The 16245-nt window shown below is 34.7% G+C and carries 13 protein-coding genes; 3 read left to right on the forward strand and 10 right to left on the reverse strand.

Annotated features, from left to right (window positions below; genetic code table 11):
- Positions 1-174 precede the first annotated feature (174 nt).
- Genes ACGH49_RS00005 through ACGH49_RS00015 form a run of 3 tightly spaced genes read left to right on the forward strand, consistent with a single transcriptional unit; the run spans position 175 to position 6156 of the window.
- Positions 175-3276: a type I restriction endonuclease subunit R gene (locus ACGH49_RS00005; RefSeq protein WP_411587739.1), complete on the forward strand. Its 3102-nt coding sequence runs from the start codon at positions 175-177 to the stop codon at positions 3274-3276.
- Complete coding sequence (locus ACGH49_RS00010) at positions 3270-4922, forward strand: class I SAM-dependent DNA methyltransferase (protein ID WP_411587741.1); 1653 nt, start codon at positions 3270-3272, stop codon at positions 4920-4922. The genes ACGH49_RS00005 and ACGH49_RS00010 overlap by 7 nt, the downstream gene beginning before the upstream one ends.
- A complete protein-coding gene (locus tag ACGH49_RS00015; protein WP_411587743.1) occupies positions 4915-6156 on the forward strand; it encodes a restriction endonuclease subunit S in 1242 nt (413 codons plus the stop codon). Before ACGH49_RS00010 ends, ACGH49_RS00015 begins: the two co-directional genes overlap by 8 nt.
- A gap of 123 nt (positions 6157-6279) precedes the next feature.
- Here ACGH49_RS00015 and ACGH49_RS00020 read toward each other — a convergent pair whose 3' ends face one another.
- The 10 genes from ACGH49_RS00020 to ACGH49_RS00065 form a co-directional block, all read right to left on the reverse strand.
- Positions 6280-7041, reverse strand: coding sequence for an IS5 family transposase (locus tag ACGH49_RS00020; protein ID WP_411587745.1), 762 nt, complete (start codon positions 7039-7041; stop codon positions 6280-6282).
- Positions 7042-7198: 157 nt separating this feature from the next.
- Positions 7199-8554, reverse strand: coding sequence for a glutathione-disulfide reductase (gene gorA / locus ACGH49_RS00025; RefSeq protein WP_411587746.1), 1356 nt, complete (start codon positions 8552-8554; stop codon positions 7199-7201).
- A 226-nt stretch (positions 8555-8780) separates the two neighbouring features.
- Positions 8781-10211, reverse strand: coding sequence for a bifunctional D-glycero-beta-D-manno-heptose-7-phosphate kinase/D-glycero-beta-D-manno-heptose 1-phosphate adenylyltransferase HldE (gene hldE, locus ACGH49_RS00030; RefSeq protein ID WP_065625289.1), 1431 nt, complete (start codon positions 10209-10211; stop codon positions 8781-8783).
- 46 nt (positions 10212-10257) lie between these two features.
- Positions 10258-11028: a twin-arginine translocase subunit TatC gene (gene tatC / locus ACGH49_RS00035; RefSeq protein ID WP_065607135.1), complete on the reverse strand. Its 771-nt coding sequence runs from the start codon at positions 11026-11028 to the stop codon at positions 10258-10260.
- On the reverse strand, positions 11025-11366 hold the full coding sequence (gene tatB, locus ACGH49_RS00040; RefSeq protein ID WP_411587749.1) for a Sec-independent protein translocase protein TatB: 342 nt from the start codon (positions 11364-11366) through the stop codon (positions 11025-11027). Before tatB ends, tatC begins: the two co-directional genes overlap by 4 nt.
- Positions 11367-11369: 3 nt before the next feature.
- Entirely contained in the window at positions 11370-11606 is a 237-nt protein-coding gene (gene tatA / locus ACGH49_RS00045) for a twin-arginine translocase TatA/TatE family subunit (RefSeq protein ID WP_065607139.1), read from the reverse strand.
- A gap of 83 nt (positions 11607-11689) precedes the next feature.
- Positions 11690-13231 (reverse strand): ubiquinone biosynthesis regulatory protein kinase UbiB, encoded by a 1542-nt coding sequence (gene ubiB, locus ACGH49_RS00050; protein ID WP_411587751.1) that lies wholly within the window; start codon positions 13229-13231, stop codon positions 11690-11692.
- A 14-nt stretch (positions 13232-13245) separates the two neighbouring features.
- Positions 13246-14022: a bifunctional demethylmenaquinone methyltransferase/2-methoxy-6-polyprenyl-1,4-benzoquinol methylase UbiE gene (gene ubiE / locus ACGH49_RS00055; protein ID WP_411587752.1), complete on the reverse strand. Its 777-nt coding sequence runs from the start codon at positions 14020-14022 to the stop codon at positions 13246-13248.
- A gap of 62 nt (positions 14023-14084) precedes the next feature.
- Positions 14085-15020 (reverse strand): multifunctional transcriptional regulator/nicotinamide-nucleotide adenylyltransferase/ribosylnicotinamide kinase NadR, encoded by a 936-nt coding sequence (gene nadR, locus ACGH49_RS00060; protein ID WP_411587753.1) that lies wholly within the window; start codon positions 15018-15020, stop codon positions 14085-14087.
- Between the two features lie 150 nt (positions 15021-15170).
- The gene (locus ACGH49_RS00065) at positions 15171-16226 is read right to left on the reverse strand and encodes a TrmH family RNA methyltransferase (RefSeq protein WP_411587754.1); all 1056 of its coding nucleotides are present in this window, start codon (positions 16224-16226) and stop codon (positions 15171-15173) included.
- Between the last annotated feature and the right edge of the window lie 19 nt (positions 16227-16245).

A 16245-nucleotide genomic window follows, 5' to 3' on the forward strand; every position in this document is an offset into this window, starting at 1 on the left:
TGACCATGATATTTGTCTCCTATGATTTGTATTTATATTATAGAGGCGAATTGTGTCCACTTTTTTGGCGAGGATCATAAATATTATATGATTGATTGAATTTCTCTACCCATCAAATTTTGTTATAATTACAACAAAAACCTCTTTGTTAAGCGATTAACGTTGGTAAAGATAATGAAATTTAATGAAGATACTCGCGTAAAAATTCCTGTTATTCTGCATTTAGCCCGTTTAGGCTATCAATATCTATCACTCAAAACCCAGCAATGGGATAAAAATACCAATATATTTCCGGTTCAATTTCATGAAGCTATGGCTAGAATTAATCCTGAGCTAACTCAGGATGAGATTAATCGTCTGTTGCAAGATATTAGCCTGTGCCTTGATAATGAAGACCTTGGTAAAGCTTTTTATGAAATGTTAATCAATCGTTCAGGTATCAAGTTAATTGATTTTGAAAATTTTAATAATAATAGCTTTCATGTTGTGACAGAGTTGACCTATCAAAACGAAGATGAAGAGTTTCGTCCGGATATTACTTTATTGATTAATGGATTACCGCTTATTTTCATTGAAGTAAAAAAACCGAACAATCGTAAAGGGATGCAAGATGAGTATAATCGCATTAATAGACGTTTTCAAAATAAAAAATTTAGGCGTTTTGTTAATATAACTCAGTTTATGATTTTTTCTAATAATATGGAATATGATGAAAATGCATTGCAGCCAATTGATGGCGCATTTTATGCTAGCCCATCTTACCATAAACTGAGCTTTAACTATTTCCGAGAAGAAGATTTAAACTTTACAACGTTACTTAAATCATTAAATGAAGAACAAGAGCTGGTCATCTTAAAAGATAACAACTTGGAAGTTATTCGTGCCAGTTCGGAATTTGATATTAATAAAGACCCCAATCGACCAACTAATCGAATTTGTACGTCCCTAGTAAGTCGGCAACGCTTAGCTTTCATCTTACAATATGCTTTAGCTTATGTTTCTGAGCGTGATGGTTTGCAAAAACATATCATGCGTTATCCGCAGATCTTTGCTACTAAATCTATTGAAGAGCGACTTAATAGCAATATTAAAAAGGGTATTGTTTGGCACACTCAAGGTAGTGGAAAAACCGCATTAACCTATTATAATGTCCGATTTTTAACCGATTATTTTCAAAAAAAGCAAATTATTCCTAAGTTCTATTTTATTGTGGATCGGATTGATTTGCTGGAACAAGCTCAACGCGAATTTACTAACCGAGGATTAGTCGTCCATGTTATTAATTCTCGAGAGCAGTTTAGCCAAGAAATTAAAAATCAAAAAGCGATTCATAATCATAGTGGCCGTCCTGAAATTACGGTTGTTAATATTCAGAAATTTAAAGACGATCCTGATGTTATTTTAAATAACGATTATAACCTTTCGATTCAGCGTATTTATTTTCTAGATGAAGTCCATCGCAGCTACAAACCCACGGGTAGTTTTTTAGCTAATCTTACTGAGTCTGATCGAGATGCCATTCATATTGGTCTAACCGGAACACCACTGTTAGGCGACAATAACTCACGTCGTTTATTTGGTAATTATATTCATAAATACTATTACAATGCCTCTATTTCTGATGGTTATACATTACGTTTAATTCGTGAAGATATTGCAACACGTTATAAACATTCGTTACAAAAAGCGATTGATGAAATTGAAGTTAAGCAAGGTGAAATTAACCGTTCTTTAGTGTATGCCGATCCCCATTTTGTCGAGCCAATGCTTGATTACATTATTACTGACTTTGAAACCAGTCGTCATGCCTATAATGACGCATCAATTGGCGGTATGGTAATTTGTGATAGTGCCGAACAAGCAAAGCAAATGTTTACGATTTTTAATGAAAAATACGCGGGGCAATCAAGACAAGCACCACTCAAGGCGGCCAATGAAAGTATTTATTCCGTTTTAAAAATCGCAGAACCGAACAGTTATTATGAGACTAAAAAATGGCAAAATTGTCGGGTGAATTCTGCTGCACTAATTTTGCATGACGTTGGAACCAAAGAAGATCGTAAAATATTGGTAGAAGAATTTAAAGCGGGAAATATTGATTTTCTATTTGTTTACAATATGTTACTTACTGGTTTTGATGCTAAACGGCTTAAAAAGCTCTATCTTGGACGTATCATTCGCCAACATAACTTGCTACAGGCACTCACACGAGTTAACCGACCTTATAAAAATTTTCGTTATGGTTATGTTGTCGATTTTGCAGATATACGTAAAGAGTTCGATGCAACAAATCGCGCTTATTTTAATGAGCTACAAGATGAGTTGGGTGATGAAATTGAGCATTATTCACACTTATTTAAGTCGTCTGAAGAAATTGCAGCAGAAATCGAGCATATCAAAGATGTATTATTCCGTTTTGATTGTGAAAACGCAGAAATTTTTAGTGATCAAATCAATCAAATTGATGATAAAAAAACGTTAAATATATTAAAAAGAGCGTTAGAAGATGCCAGAAGCCTTTATAATATTATTCGTTTACAACAAGATTATGTTTTTTTAACTCACCTTGATTTTGAAAAGCTCAATCATCTTTATCGAATGACGGTCGATAGGTTAACTACTTTAAATTATAAAGAAAGCATTGAACAAGGCCGTGATGATCTCAACTTAATCAATATCGCTCTGGAAGATATTATTTTTGAATTTATCAAAATCGGGGAAGAAGAACTAGTACTTGCCGATGAATTTAAAGAAACACTTCGTAAAGCGCGCGAAGCATTAAGTAACAATTTTGACCAAGAAGATCCCAAATTTATCACGCTCAAAGAAGAGTTAGAAAGACTGTTCAAAAAGAAAAATTTACGTGAAATCAAACAAGAAGAGATGAGACAAAATATACCAGTATTAAATCATATTTATCAGCGTATTAAAGAGCTAAACCGTCAAAATGAACTACTTCGGAAAAAGTATCAAGGTGATCGAAAGTACACCCGATTACATAAACGTTTGTTAGAAAATCATCAAACTCAAGCATCGGAACGCAATATTTATGAAGCACTATTAGGTGTTAAACAAAATACGGATGATTTAGTTTTGCGTAACTTGCAAATATTGGATAACGAAAGTTATTTTAAACGAATGGTTATGCCAAATATTATTGAACATTTTGTGGAACGCCAAAATATCAATCTTAGCATTAACGCATCTGACTATCTCAATCAATTGATTGTAAATGAATATTTAAAAGAATTTAATTATGGAGCCTATTCGTGGTAATAGAAATTAAGTTACAAGCTAATACCCTAAAACTTATTGATGATTTAAAAAGCGTTTGTGCTAACTATGGGTTAGGCAACGATGGCAATGAATTTAAAATCATTACTCAAGCATTTTTATACAAATTTTTAAATGATCAATTTATTGCTGAGGCTAAAAAGAAAGATAAAAATCTTGCCAAAGTCAAAGATGCTGAAGAGTTTTATAAGTGTATATCAGCAATGAGTGAAGATGATTTTGCGCAATTAGAACGAAAAATGGATGGAAATATTGCTAAATTGAAGCCGATTCATTTTATCCGTTTTTTGTTTCAGCGGCAAAATGAAGGTGACTTTGCTAAATTAGTTGATGATACCTTGATTGATATAGCGACATTGAATAATGATATTTTTGCCATCAAAACTGAAGGGGAGGCCAAAGTCGTTCTTTTTGATCGCATCAGCCAATTTATTGCCGATCCCGCAAAGCGGGATGAATTTTGTCGAGCAATCATTAATAAGCTGGTGAACTTTCAATTTAGTTTTGAAGGTAGCTTTGCAAAAGGCTATGATTTTTATGCCACAATCTTTGAATACCTCATTAAAGATTACAATAGTAACAGCGGGGGAAAATATGCTGAATACTATACACCACATGCAGTAGCACGCATTATGGCGGCAATTTTGGTGCCCAAAGAACAACATAAAGTATTAAGAAATATTAGCTGCTATGACCCTGCGGCAGGTTCTGGGACACTATTAATGAATCTTGCTCATGCGATTGGTGAAGATCGCTGTGCTATTTACACGCAGGATATTTCGCAAAAATCATCTAACCTTCTACGCCTTAACTTAATTTTAAATAGTTTGGTTCTTTCTATTTCTAATGTGATTCAGGGCAATACATTACTACATCCCTATCATAAAGAAGGCAATCGATTAAAACGATTTGACTATATCGTCTCTAATCCACCGTTTAAACTCGATTTTAGCGATTTTAGAGAACAGTTGGATTGTGATGAAAATCGACAACGTTTTTTTGCTGGAATTCCAAAAATCAAAGCAAAAGACAAAAGTAAGATGGAAATTTATCAGCTTTTTTTACAGCATATTATTTTTTCGCTTAAGCCAGCAGGAAAAGCGGCTGTTGTTGTACCAACTGGATTTATTACAGCACAATCTGGTATTGATAAAGCGATCCGTCAGTATTTGGTCGAAAATAAAATGCTAGCCGGTGTCGTGTCAATGCCCAGTAATATTTTTGCAACAACGGGAACGAACGTATCAATCTTATTTATCGATGGCGCGAATAAAAGTGATGTTGTGCTAGTCGATGCTTCCAATCTGGGGGAAAAGATAAAAGAGGGTAATAACCAAAAAACAGTACTCAAACCAACTGAAGAACAACAAATTATTGAGATTTTTAACCAAAAACAAGCAAAAGATGATTTTTCAGTAGTAGTTAGCTATGAAGAGATTGCTAATAAAAACTACTCATTAAGTGCCGGACAGTATTTTGATGTCAAAATTGAATATGTCGACATTACCCCAGAAGAGTTTGCTGTAAAAATGAAGAAGTTTAGTGATAATTTGGAAAGCTTATTTAGTCAATCTCGCCAGTTAGGAGATGAGATTAAAAAGCAATTGGTGAAGGTGAAGTATGAGTAAAAACGAATTAAGACAATTGGGTACTATAGCTATCTTTAACCCTCCAGAAAGGGTATCTAAAGGAGATAGATTAAAAAAAGTTCCTATGGAATATTTAACGGCATGGCAAAAAAAAATTACAGGATTTATTCTTAGTGAGTACAAATCAGGTAGTAAATTCAGAAATGGGGACGTTCTATTAGCAAAAATAACACCATGTCTTGAAAATGGAAAAACAGCTTATGTAAATATTTTGAATAAAAATGAAATAGGTTTTGGTTCAACAGAATTTATTGTTTTAAGGGCTACCGAAGATCTTGATAGTCATTATTTATATTATCTGACAATAAGTCCTACTTTTAGGAAAAAAGCAATTAGTTGCATGGAGGGGACTTCAGGTCGTAAACGAGTAAATGAAAACGCTTTAAAGCGTTATGAAGTTTTGATACCAGCTAAAATAGAGCAAAAAAAAATTTCTAATTTTTTGAACTTATTAGACAAAAAAATCGAGCTCAACAATCAAATCAACGCTGAACTTGAGTCAATGGCTAAAACACTATATGACTATTGGTTTGTACAGTTTGACTTCCCCGATGAAAATGGTAAACCCTACAAGTCATCTGGTGGAAAGATGGTCTATAATTCGGTGCTTAAGCGTGAAATTCCTGAGGGGTGGAATGAAAGTCAAATTGTAAAGATTGAAAACAATATTATTACAGGAAAAACGCCACCTAAAGAAAATTCAGACTATTTTTCTGGTGATGTGCCCTTCATTACTATAGGTGATATTAGGGGAAATACGTTTATTGTCCACACAGAAGAAACGCTCACGCGAAAAGGTGCAGATTTTCAAAAAAATAAATATTTACCAGAAGATACGATTTGCGTTACCTGTATTGCTACGCCAGGTTTGATCGGTCTTACAACTACTTTATCCCAAACTAATCAGCAAATTAATTCGATAATTTGCTCAAAAGAATATCATAAATATTTCCTTTATTTCACATTAAAAGGATACTTTAATGCGAACTTAAAAGTAAAAATAGGAAATACTTTTGCTAATATGAATAAAAAAGATTTTTCAGAGATTGAACTTATTTATCCTTCGAAAAATTTGCTTATCAATTTTCATAAAAAAGTTTCATCAATTTTTGAAAAAATAAAATCAAACACTAAAGAAAGTAATAAATTATCTAAACTCAGAGATTTTCTTCTTCCGATGTTGATGAATGGCCAAGTAACCATAAAAGATTGATTCCCCCTATTAAGCCGTTTTTATGACGGCTTTATTCGTTATTTTGAACTAAGTTTATTTTGTACTCTTCAGGCTGTCATCAAAATAGTTAGGGGCTGTTGATCTTTGCTGTACATAAATCACTCAACAATACATTGGCAGCCACATTAACATAAATGCCAGTGATACCATACTGGCATAATTCCTTTCTAACTTATCGTATCTAGTTGATATTGAACGATATTGCTTGATTCTAGCAAAGGCATTCTCGACTAAATGACGATAGCGATAAAGGCACCTATCCATACTGCTTTTATCTATATCCTTACCATAATTACGTTTAGCAATCACCGTTCGTCCGCCTTTTTGACGAACAAAGCACCGAAAAGACTCGCTGTCATAACCTTTATCGGCTATCACTGTATTCACTTCATCGAGCTTTTCAACTAGGTTTTCTGCATAAGTGATATCATGTCGTTGTCCTTCAGAAAGCTCAAAACAAATAGGCAAACCACCACTATCAACCGCAAGATGAATTTTAGTTGAATTACCACCACAGCTCTGACCTATTTGCTCACAATGCTCCGTTGCAGCGCCTGTACTATGTTGATGAGCCCTGATAATCGAGCCATCTAGGAACACCCATTCAAAATCCGCTAGTTGTGATAAATGTTTGAAAATATCAACTAATATTCCTTTTTTAGACCACAAATTAAATCGTCTATAGACGGTGCTCCATTCACCAAACTCTTCTGGCAAATCTCGCCAAGGAATACCGGTTCTCATTCGGAAAAGGATCCCTTCAAACGTCATCCGATGCTCGGATTTATTATAAACTCGGCCGGTATTTTTCATTATTTGTAGTAGCTTTTCCCACCGTTTATCTGTTAGCATTGTTCTTGGCATGATAAATCGAGTTATGGTTGTTTTTTTGCAGAATTATTATAACTCACATCATGCCGTCTAAAAATAATCACGAAAGATCAACACGCCCTAATTATAAAAATATTAACAAAAAAGCAGGACTAATAGCCTGCTTTTTTATTACTACTATCGATCGTTTTTAACGCATGGTAACAAACTCTTCGGCAGCAGTTGGGTGAATAGCCACCGTATTATCAAAGTCTTTTTTAGTTGCTCCCATTTTAAGCGCTACTGCAAAGCCTTGTAACATTTCGTCCATTCCGTAACCAATACCATGAATACCAACAATTTTTTCATCTTTCCCCACACATACTAATTTCATTCGACAAGGTTGTCGATGCTGTGTTACTGCGGTGTACATTGCTGTAAATGTTGATTTATACACTTTTACGTTTTCTTCACCATACTGCTGTATTGCTTCCGGTTCAGTCAATCCTACTGTACCAATTGCAGGATGAGTAAATACGACGGTCGGAATATTACTGTAATCTAAATGTTCATCAGGTTTATTGTTAAATAACCTTTCTGATAAGCGGCGCCCTGCGGCAACTGCAACAGGTGTTAGCGCTATAGCGCCTGTAATATCATCACCGACAGAATAGATGCCCGGGACATTGGTGTTTTGGTATTTGTCGACGATAACAAAACCTTTATTATCAACCGCAATTCCTGCCGCCTGTAAATTCATGTCATTTGTTGCTGGATCACGTCCAATTGCCCAAATTAAACAATCAACTGTGTAACTTTCGCCATTTTCGAGGTTTAATGTTAGTGAATTATCACTATTTTTAATTACCGATTTTGGAACCGCAAAAGTATGTAATTGTTGTCCTTCAGTAGCAATAACTTCCATTAAGGTTTCAACAATAAGCGGATCAAAAGATCGTAGTGGTGTAGCATTGCGAACAAATTGATGTGTTTGTGCGCCCAAAGCGTGTAATACGCTTGCTATTTCGCAAGCAATATAACCTGCACCAACAACTGCCACACGTTTTGGCAAGGCTTTTAGAGCAAAAAAGCCATCTGAAGTAATGCCATATTGCGCACCTGGAATATTGGGAATGCTTGGTTTTCCGCCAACAGCAATTAGAATATGATCAGCACTATAGTGTTCGCCATTTACCTCAACGGTGTGAGAGTCAACAAATTTTGCATAGCCATGAATGACGTCAACTTTGTTATTAGTAAGTACCCGATCATAAGACTGATGAATGCGATCAATATAAGCAGTTCGACTAGCAATTAATTTATCCCAATTGAATTGATTAATAGTGGTATCAAAACCGTAATCAGGACCATAATGTTTAATAGCTTCTGCAATTTGAGCACCATACCACATTACTTTTTTGGGTACACAACCAACATTAACACAGGTTCCACCTAATAATTTGGCTTCAATAATGGCACATTTTTTTCCATAGGACGCAGCTCGATTAATTGATGCTATCCCTCCACTACCACCACCAATGGCAATGTAATCATAATGTTTGGTCATAAAATATCCTTAATACTCTTTTTCGTTATTTGCTTATTAGCTTTGCATAAAGATCACAATAAAAAAAGTATTAATTTTGAAATTTAACAATAGTTATTAACGATTGATTAAAGTGTATTAATTTTTTTACTGATTTTTATCTTAAACAAGGATTAACTAAGGTTATTAAGAGTTGAAAAGCCAATCGGCTACTTATTTCAAAGTAGCCGATTTTATTTGTGATTATTTAGCTTAGCGTTCTTTTTATTGCGTTAATAATGTTGGTTGTTGAACATCCATCTTCAAAATTGAGCACTTTAACAGTTCCACCAGCAGCAATAACTTCTTTACCGCCTGCGATATCTTCAGGTTTATAATCGCCACCTTTAACTAATACATCGGGTAAAATAGTGGCTATTAATCGTTGTGGTGTTTCTTCCTCAAATGGCACGACCCAATCAACTGAATCAAGTGCACCTAATACAATCATTCGTTGCATAAGCGGGTTTATTGGTCTTGATTCACCTTTTAACTGCTTAACCGAAGCATCGCTGTTCACCGCAACTATTAAACGATCACCAAGTTTACGCGCATTAGCAAGATAAGAGACATGCCCAGCATGTAAAATATCAAAACAACCATTGGTCATGACAATTTTTTCACCACGCATCCGTGCTTTTTGAACTTCTTCTTTGAGTTCTTCTTCTGTCATTACACCAAAACCGTCATCAGCACGTGCTCGAATGGCATTACTTAACTCTACTTGCGATACTGTTGAAGTGCCAAGTTTACCAACAACAACACCCGCTGCAGCATTGGCTAAGAAACAGCTTTCCTCTAAAGATTGCCCTGCGGCTAAAGCTGCGGCTAATGTGGCAATTACAGTATCGCCAGCACCTGTGACATCAAATACTTCTTTAGCTTGAGTCGGTAGATGATAAGTTGGTTTATCTAATTGAAGCAATGTCATGCCTTTTTCACTTCGTGTAACCAATAGCGCTTTTAGCTGGTACTGTTTAATCAGTTGGTGGCCTTTTTCTATGATTTCATCTTCACTTTGACAATGACCAACTACCGCCTCAAACTCTGACATATTTGGGGTTAAGATTGTTGCACCGCGGTAACGTTCAAAATCAGTCCCTTTGGGATCAACTAGAATCGGTACATTTGCTTGATTGGCAAGCTTAATCATTGCTTGAACTGCTGATAATGCTCCTTTAGCATAGTCCGACAGAACCAATACTTTATGCGTCGCCAATGCTGTTTGAATACGCTCAAGAATAGGAGTTGCATCAATATTGCCAAATCCTTCTTCAAAATCAATACGGATCAATTGTTGATTGCGTGATAAGACTCGTAGTTTAGTTATAGTTGGGTGTGTTGAAACAGAGACAAAATCACATTGAACTTTGTGGTTACTTAGCTGTTCATCAAGAATTTTAGCTGGTTCATCAATACCTGTTAGTCCGATTAGTCGCGCGTTACCACAAAGCGATGTAATATTCATAGCAACATTAGCCGCACCACCTGGTCGCTCTTCTAAAGAGTCAATTTTAACTACAGGTACTGGCGCTTCGGGGGATATCCGATTAGTTCCTCCATACCAATAGCGATCTAACATAATATCGCCTACAACTAATACATTGGCACAATTAAAATCAGGTAATGATGTATTCATTATGACTTGTTATCCTTAATTATTCAGTTAATTCATCTTTTATCTGTTAACTATCTTTATCAGATTCATAACTGTCGTTATCTTCTGTTTTGTCATTTTTTCGTGGTTGATAAAAACGGGCAAAAAAAGTGCCAATTTCAAACAGTAAACAGATAGGTACAGCTAGTAATATTTGTGAAAATACATCGGGTGGCGTAACAAACATTGCAACGGCAAACACACCAACAATTATATAAGGGCGCTTTTTTCGTAGACTTTTAGGTGTAGTTATTCCTGTCCAACAAAGTAGTATAATGGCAACGGGCACTTCGAAAGCAAACCCAAAAACAATAAAGAGTGTCATTACAAAATCAAGATATTTTGTAATATCAGTATTGATAGCTACATCAATAGGTGCAGTGTGAATAAAAAAGTAAAATGCTAGTGGAAACACCACAAAGTAAGCAAATGCGATACCGAGATAAAAGAGAATTGTGCTTGATACAATTAACGGCATTACTAGACGTTTTTCATGTTGATATAGCGCTGGTGCAATAAATCCCCAAACTTGATACAGTACGTAAGGAATTGAGATAAATATTGCCACCACCGCAGTTAGCTTAATTGGGGTAAAAAATGGTGCTGCAATATCTGTTGCTATCATGCTACTACCTTGAGGTAATTGGCTAATAAGCGGATTTGCCACGATATGATAAATATCATTGGAAAAATAGAGTAAGCAGGCTAATACCAGCAAAATGCAGATAATAGAGCGTAGAAGCCGTATTCTAAGTTCAACAAGATGTCCAATTAATGGTTGTGTAGCGTCGTCAGTCATGATTTATTTTTATCTGAGTGAGAGTGAGAATCGATCTGCGTTGCAGATTCGATCTCGTTTTGTAATGATTCTGTTACGCGCTTTAAATCATCAATTGATTCTTGAATCTCTGGCGTAAGTGTTGTTAAACCACTTTGTTCAGCCTTTTTTAGACTGTCTTGTAACTCTTGTAGCTTAAGTTCTTTATTTAATTCTAACTGTACAGTAGCAGACATTCGGCGGAGTACTTTTATCCATCCTGCAACTGTTTTTATGGCAATAGGTAATCGTTCTGGTCCTAAAACCACCAGACCAATAATTAATACCAATAATAACTGACCAAAGCTGATGTCGAACACGGGTTACTCTTTTTTGCTATTGTTAGTATCTGTATTGTTAGTTTCTGATGAGTCAATATTTTCGACTTTTTGTAAATTGTCGTGCTCTTTTTGGTCGTGGCCGTCATCATCATTCATCGCTTTTTTAAAGCCTTTAATTGATGCGCCAAGATCGGAACCTAGCGTACGTAATTTTTTTGTTCCAAATAATAACACAACAACAACGATTAATATGAGGAGTTGAGGCAAGCTTGGCATCATGATAATTATCTCCAGTAGGGTTAATATCTAAATTATACACACAAACTATAATTTTCCCAAATAACTAGCTTTGTGCCCAATTATTAATGCACAATCAGTATAATAATACATAATGCACAAAATAGTGCAATCACTGTATATAAATTTCGTTCACGCTTTTTACTACGCTGAAATTCTTGCTTGATTTGCTGTAATTGAACATTCATTTGTTTGGAAATTCGTTCATAATCATTTAATTTTTCTGGTAACTGAGGCAACATTATTCGCCACTCAGGTAATGATTCCCAAGCTTGTTGCAGTATCTTTTTAGCGCTATATTTATCTCGATACCATTTTTCTAAAAATGGCTTCGCTGTTTGCCACAAATCAAGTTCTGGATAGAGCTGACGACCAAGCCCTTCAATATAAAATAGTGTTTTTTCAAGTAAGGTCAGTTGGGGTTGGATATCCATATCAAATTGACGAGCGACTTGAAATAATTGTAGTAAAATTTGTGAAAATGAGATTTCAGAAAGTGGTTTTGCAAATGCGGGCTCACATACATTGCGCATTGCCATTTCAAGTGCAATAACATCCGTTGTTGCTGGTACCCAGCCTGATGCAATATAGGTTTCTGCTATTTTTCGATAATCTCGATTGAAAAATGCTAAGAAATTTTCTGCAAGATAGCGTTGATCATCAGCACTTAATATACCAACAATGGCACAATCAATACCAATATAACGTGGATTTTGTGGTTCTGTAATATCAACAAAAATGTTGCCTGGATGCATGTCAGCATGAAAAAAGTTATCACGAAACACTTGGGTAAAGAAAGCTTGTACTCCTCGTTCTGCAAGTAATTTCATATCAACATTATTTTGCTTTAACTGATCGATATCTGCAATGGGGATCCCTTTAATGCGCTCTTCAACCATCACATTTTTTCGACATAAATCTTGATAAACATAAGGGATATATAAAGTATCGCTATTGATAAAATTGTCACGCAATCTAACCGTATTGTAAGCTTCTTTTTGCAAATCTAACTCTTTTAATAGTGTCATTTCATAATCATGCACTATTTCAACAGCTCGCAATTTTTCGCCTGATTCGATTCGTTTAGTAAATTGTTTAGCCACCCAATACATCAGGCCAATATCAGCTTGTATAACCTGTAAAATATTAGGACGTAAGACTTTGATAACCACTTCAGCTTGACTATGTTTTAATACCGCCGTATGAACCTGAGCTATTGATGCTGATGCTAGTGGTTTTTCGTCAAAATCAGCAAAATAATAATCAATTGGCTGTTCTAACGCTGACTCAATTAATTGTTTGGCAATTTTACCGTCAAAAGGGTTAACTTGGTCTTGTAATTTTGCCAAAGCATCGGCTATGTGTTTTGGTAAAATATCACGCCGGGTTGAGATCATTTGTCCAATTTTCACCCAAACTGGACCTAGATCTTGTAACGCTAGTTGTAAACGTTCACCGATTTCTTGATGTTTTGCTTTAGCTCTAACCCAAAACATACAAAATAATAAAGTACGCAACCATTTTGATGAACGATGTTTTGGCAACAATTCATTTAATTGATAAGCTCGAAATACAGTTAATATTTTAAACAGTCTAAAAAATGTCATTATTATTCATCGCATCAAAATTTAAAGCCAGTATGTAACGCAACTATACCACCAGTCATATTGTGATATTTCACATCAACAAATCCTGCATCTTCCATCATTTTTTTCAATGTATTTTGATCAGGATGCATACGGATAGATTCAGCTAAATAACGGTAACTTTCAGAATCATTTGCCACTATTTTCCCCATCAATGGTAACATAGTAAATGAGTATAGATCATACGCTTTATTCAGGATTTGATATTGCGGTTTAGAGAATTCAAGAATTAATAAACGCCCGCCAGGTTTTAATACTCGCCACATGGATAGTAATGCATTTTCTTTGTCGGTAACATTACGTAATCCAAATGAAATAGTAATACAATCGAAATAGTTATCTGCAAAAGGTAATTCTTCGGCATTAGCTTGTACATATTCAATGTTTTTAAATAAGCCTTTGTCGCGTAGCTTATCTCGTCCCACTTTTAACATCGATTCGTTAATATCGGCTAACACAACTAATCCATCATCACCAACAAGTTGCGAGAATTTAGCGGTTAAATCACCTGTGCCTCCGGCCAAATCTAAAACTTTTTGACCTTTACGCACGCTACTATATTCAATAGTAATTTTTTTCCAAATACGATGTATGCCAAATGACATTAGATCATTCATAACATCATATTTATCAGCAACAGAATGAAATACTTCAGCAACACGTTTTACTTTTTCTTGTTTTGGAACTTGTTTGTAACCAAAATCAATTTTTTCTTGATTTGTATCGTCTTGTTTGTCAGAAGATTGAGACATAAAAATTTACCTATCACAAATATTTGACTTATTTTAACATAAGCCACAATAAATGTGATGAACTAAATCAATAATGCTTCAACCTCTTTTGTGATTGTTTCAAAATGTTCCAGCCGTGAGGATTTTGGATTTGAATCTTTTTCATGAATGACTAAATCAAAATGATAACTGTCTTTAAAAGCTTTTAAAATTTCATTATTTTTTTGAAATAATTGATCGTAGTACTGTGCTAATGTTTCAAAATCAATTGAGGTAAAAACAACCTTATTGGCGATTTCAATAGCTTTTGAAATCCGTTCTACATGTAACATCGCAATTTTCATAAAATCAGATTCACTCAAATAACGTTTGTTATGCTGAGTTAAGATTTCTCGCTCAATATAATTAATATAACCGTTAGGTACATATTGAGTATTATAAATATTAGCAAGTTGAATAGGTAAATCACGAAATCTATTTTGACTAACAATAGCTACTTTTTTAACAAAAAAAGGTTTTGCTGCTTGTGCGATAAAACACCAATTTTTATAAGGATTTTCACGGATTTGTGTTGCGCTGATGTTCATAAAATCTCGATTGGCATCGACAATAATTACCGGACAGCCAAAATAGAGTTCATGATTTTTGACATCTTGCGGTTCACTAGTAAATACGACATTAGGCTTAATTTTATGTTCGGAAAGAATTTGCTTAACGCGGTAGCTCCAATCTTGCCAACCATTGGGATAAAATTCAATACCAGCTTCATCAAGTACATGGATATGAATATTGTGGCGATCTTTGAACGTCTCTTTTAACCATGAAAAACGATCGCTAACTTGTGGTTGTTTGGGTAAGCGGCTTTTATCAAATAGCTGCTTATCACGTGATGCCTCACAGCCCAATATGATATGTAATACATCAACTTGGCTCATTGCTTTTTCAATCAAATAAATATGACCACAATGTAAAGGATAAAACTTCCCGAAAATTAAACCAACTTTATGCTTTAAAGTCATAACCATTACCAAAATACACAATAACTAATAACAATTTACAGAAAAAAAAAGCAATTTCTAATCAAATCATGCTATTTGATATATTCTACCAATTAGTAAAATAACTTTTACCATCCAAATAGTTGATAATAAAGATAAAATAATATTTTATTATTTTTGTAAATTAGATAATAAAATACCCGTTGCAACCGAAATATTTAATGCCGGCATGTTATCATTGCCCTTTAAATGGACAACAACATTAGCACAATTAATAAGTTTTATATTAATTTGTTGAAATATAACTAACGCAACTTTTTTATCAAACTTGATTTTATGCAATTCAGTTGATGCAATGGATTTTGCCTGACACGGTAATAACGCAACAACTTGGTAACCACGCTGTTTGAGCATATCAAGTGAAGCAACAAAATCATCACTTTTAATTGATTCAACAGCCTCAATACCACCTTCTGCCACACGCATGGCAGCGCCACTATCAAGTAAATTTGTTTGACGTAATATAACGCCATTAACACCATAAAAAGCAGCACTACGAATTAAGCCACCTAAATTATGGGGATTATGAACATCGTCAATAGCTAAAATACAATCATGATCTTTATTACTATTATTTTCTAAATAATCCAATAAGGTAAGTGGAACACGTTTTTTTACAATTAGGCAGACACCGCCATGGTGTTGAGTTTGAGTTATTTTACTAATTTGCTCACTAGAGATAACATCATAACCTAACCGTTGTTTGACTAACCAGTCTATTAGATCTTTAAACTGGTAAGTCATCTCTTGGGTAATAAATAGTTTGACAATAGCTGTGCGTCGATGTCTGAAAACTGCTTTACAGCTATTTTCACTATAAACTAAAGTTTCTTCTTTACGTTGGCGATAGCCATCATAGCCAAAAGTAGGGACTTGCTCATTATCACGAACCTTTTTTTGCCATGGTGAATCATTATCGATAGATGATTGAGATTGATTAAGTTCAACATTAAAACGCTTTTTTGCAAACTCAGATTTATCATTTCGAGGTTTGAATGTTTCAATACGATCATGACGATCTGGTTTAGATTTCAACTGAGATGAATCATCTTTACGTTTGTCTTTCCATCGAGAGGGCTTTTCAATAGCCGAGCGAGAATGCTTTTTAGATTCACTATTTTTTGCGTAAAAAATAGATGGTTTATTTTTTTCGGTATTGTCGTTCATATCAATCTCACAATTAATC

Origin of the sequence: Gilliamella sp. BG7 (assembly GCF_046635565.1) — a bacterium.
Classification (GTDB): Bacteria; Pseudomonadota; Gammaproteobacteria; order Enterobacterales; family Orbaceae; genus Gilliamella; species Gilliamella apicola_P.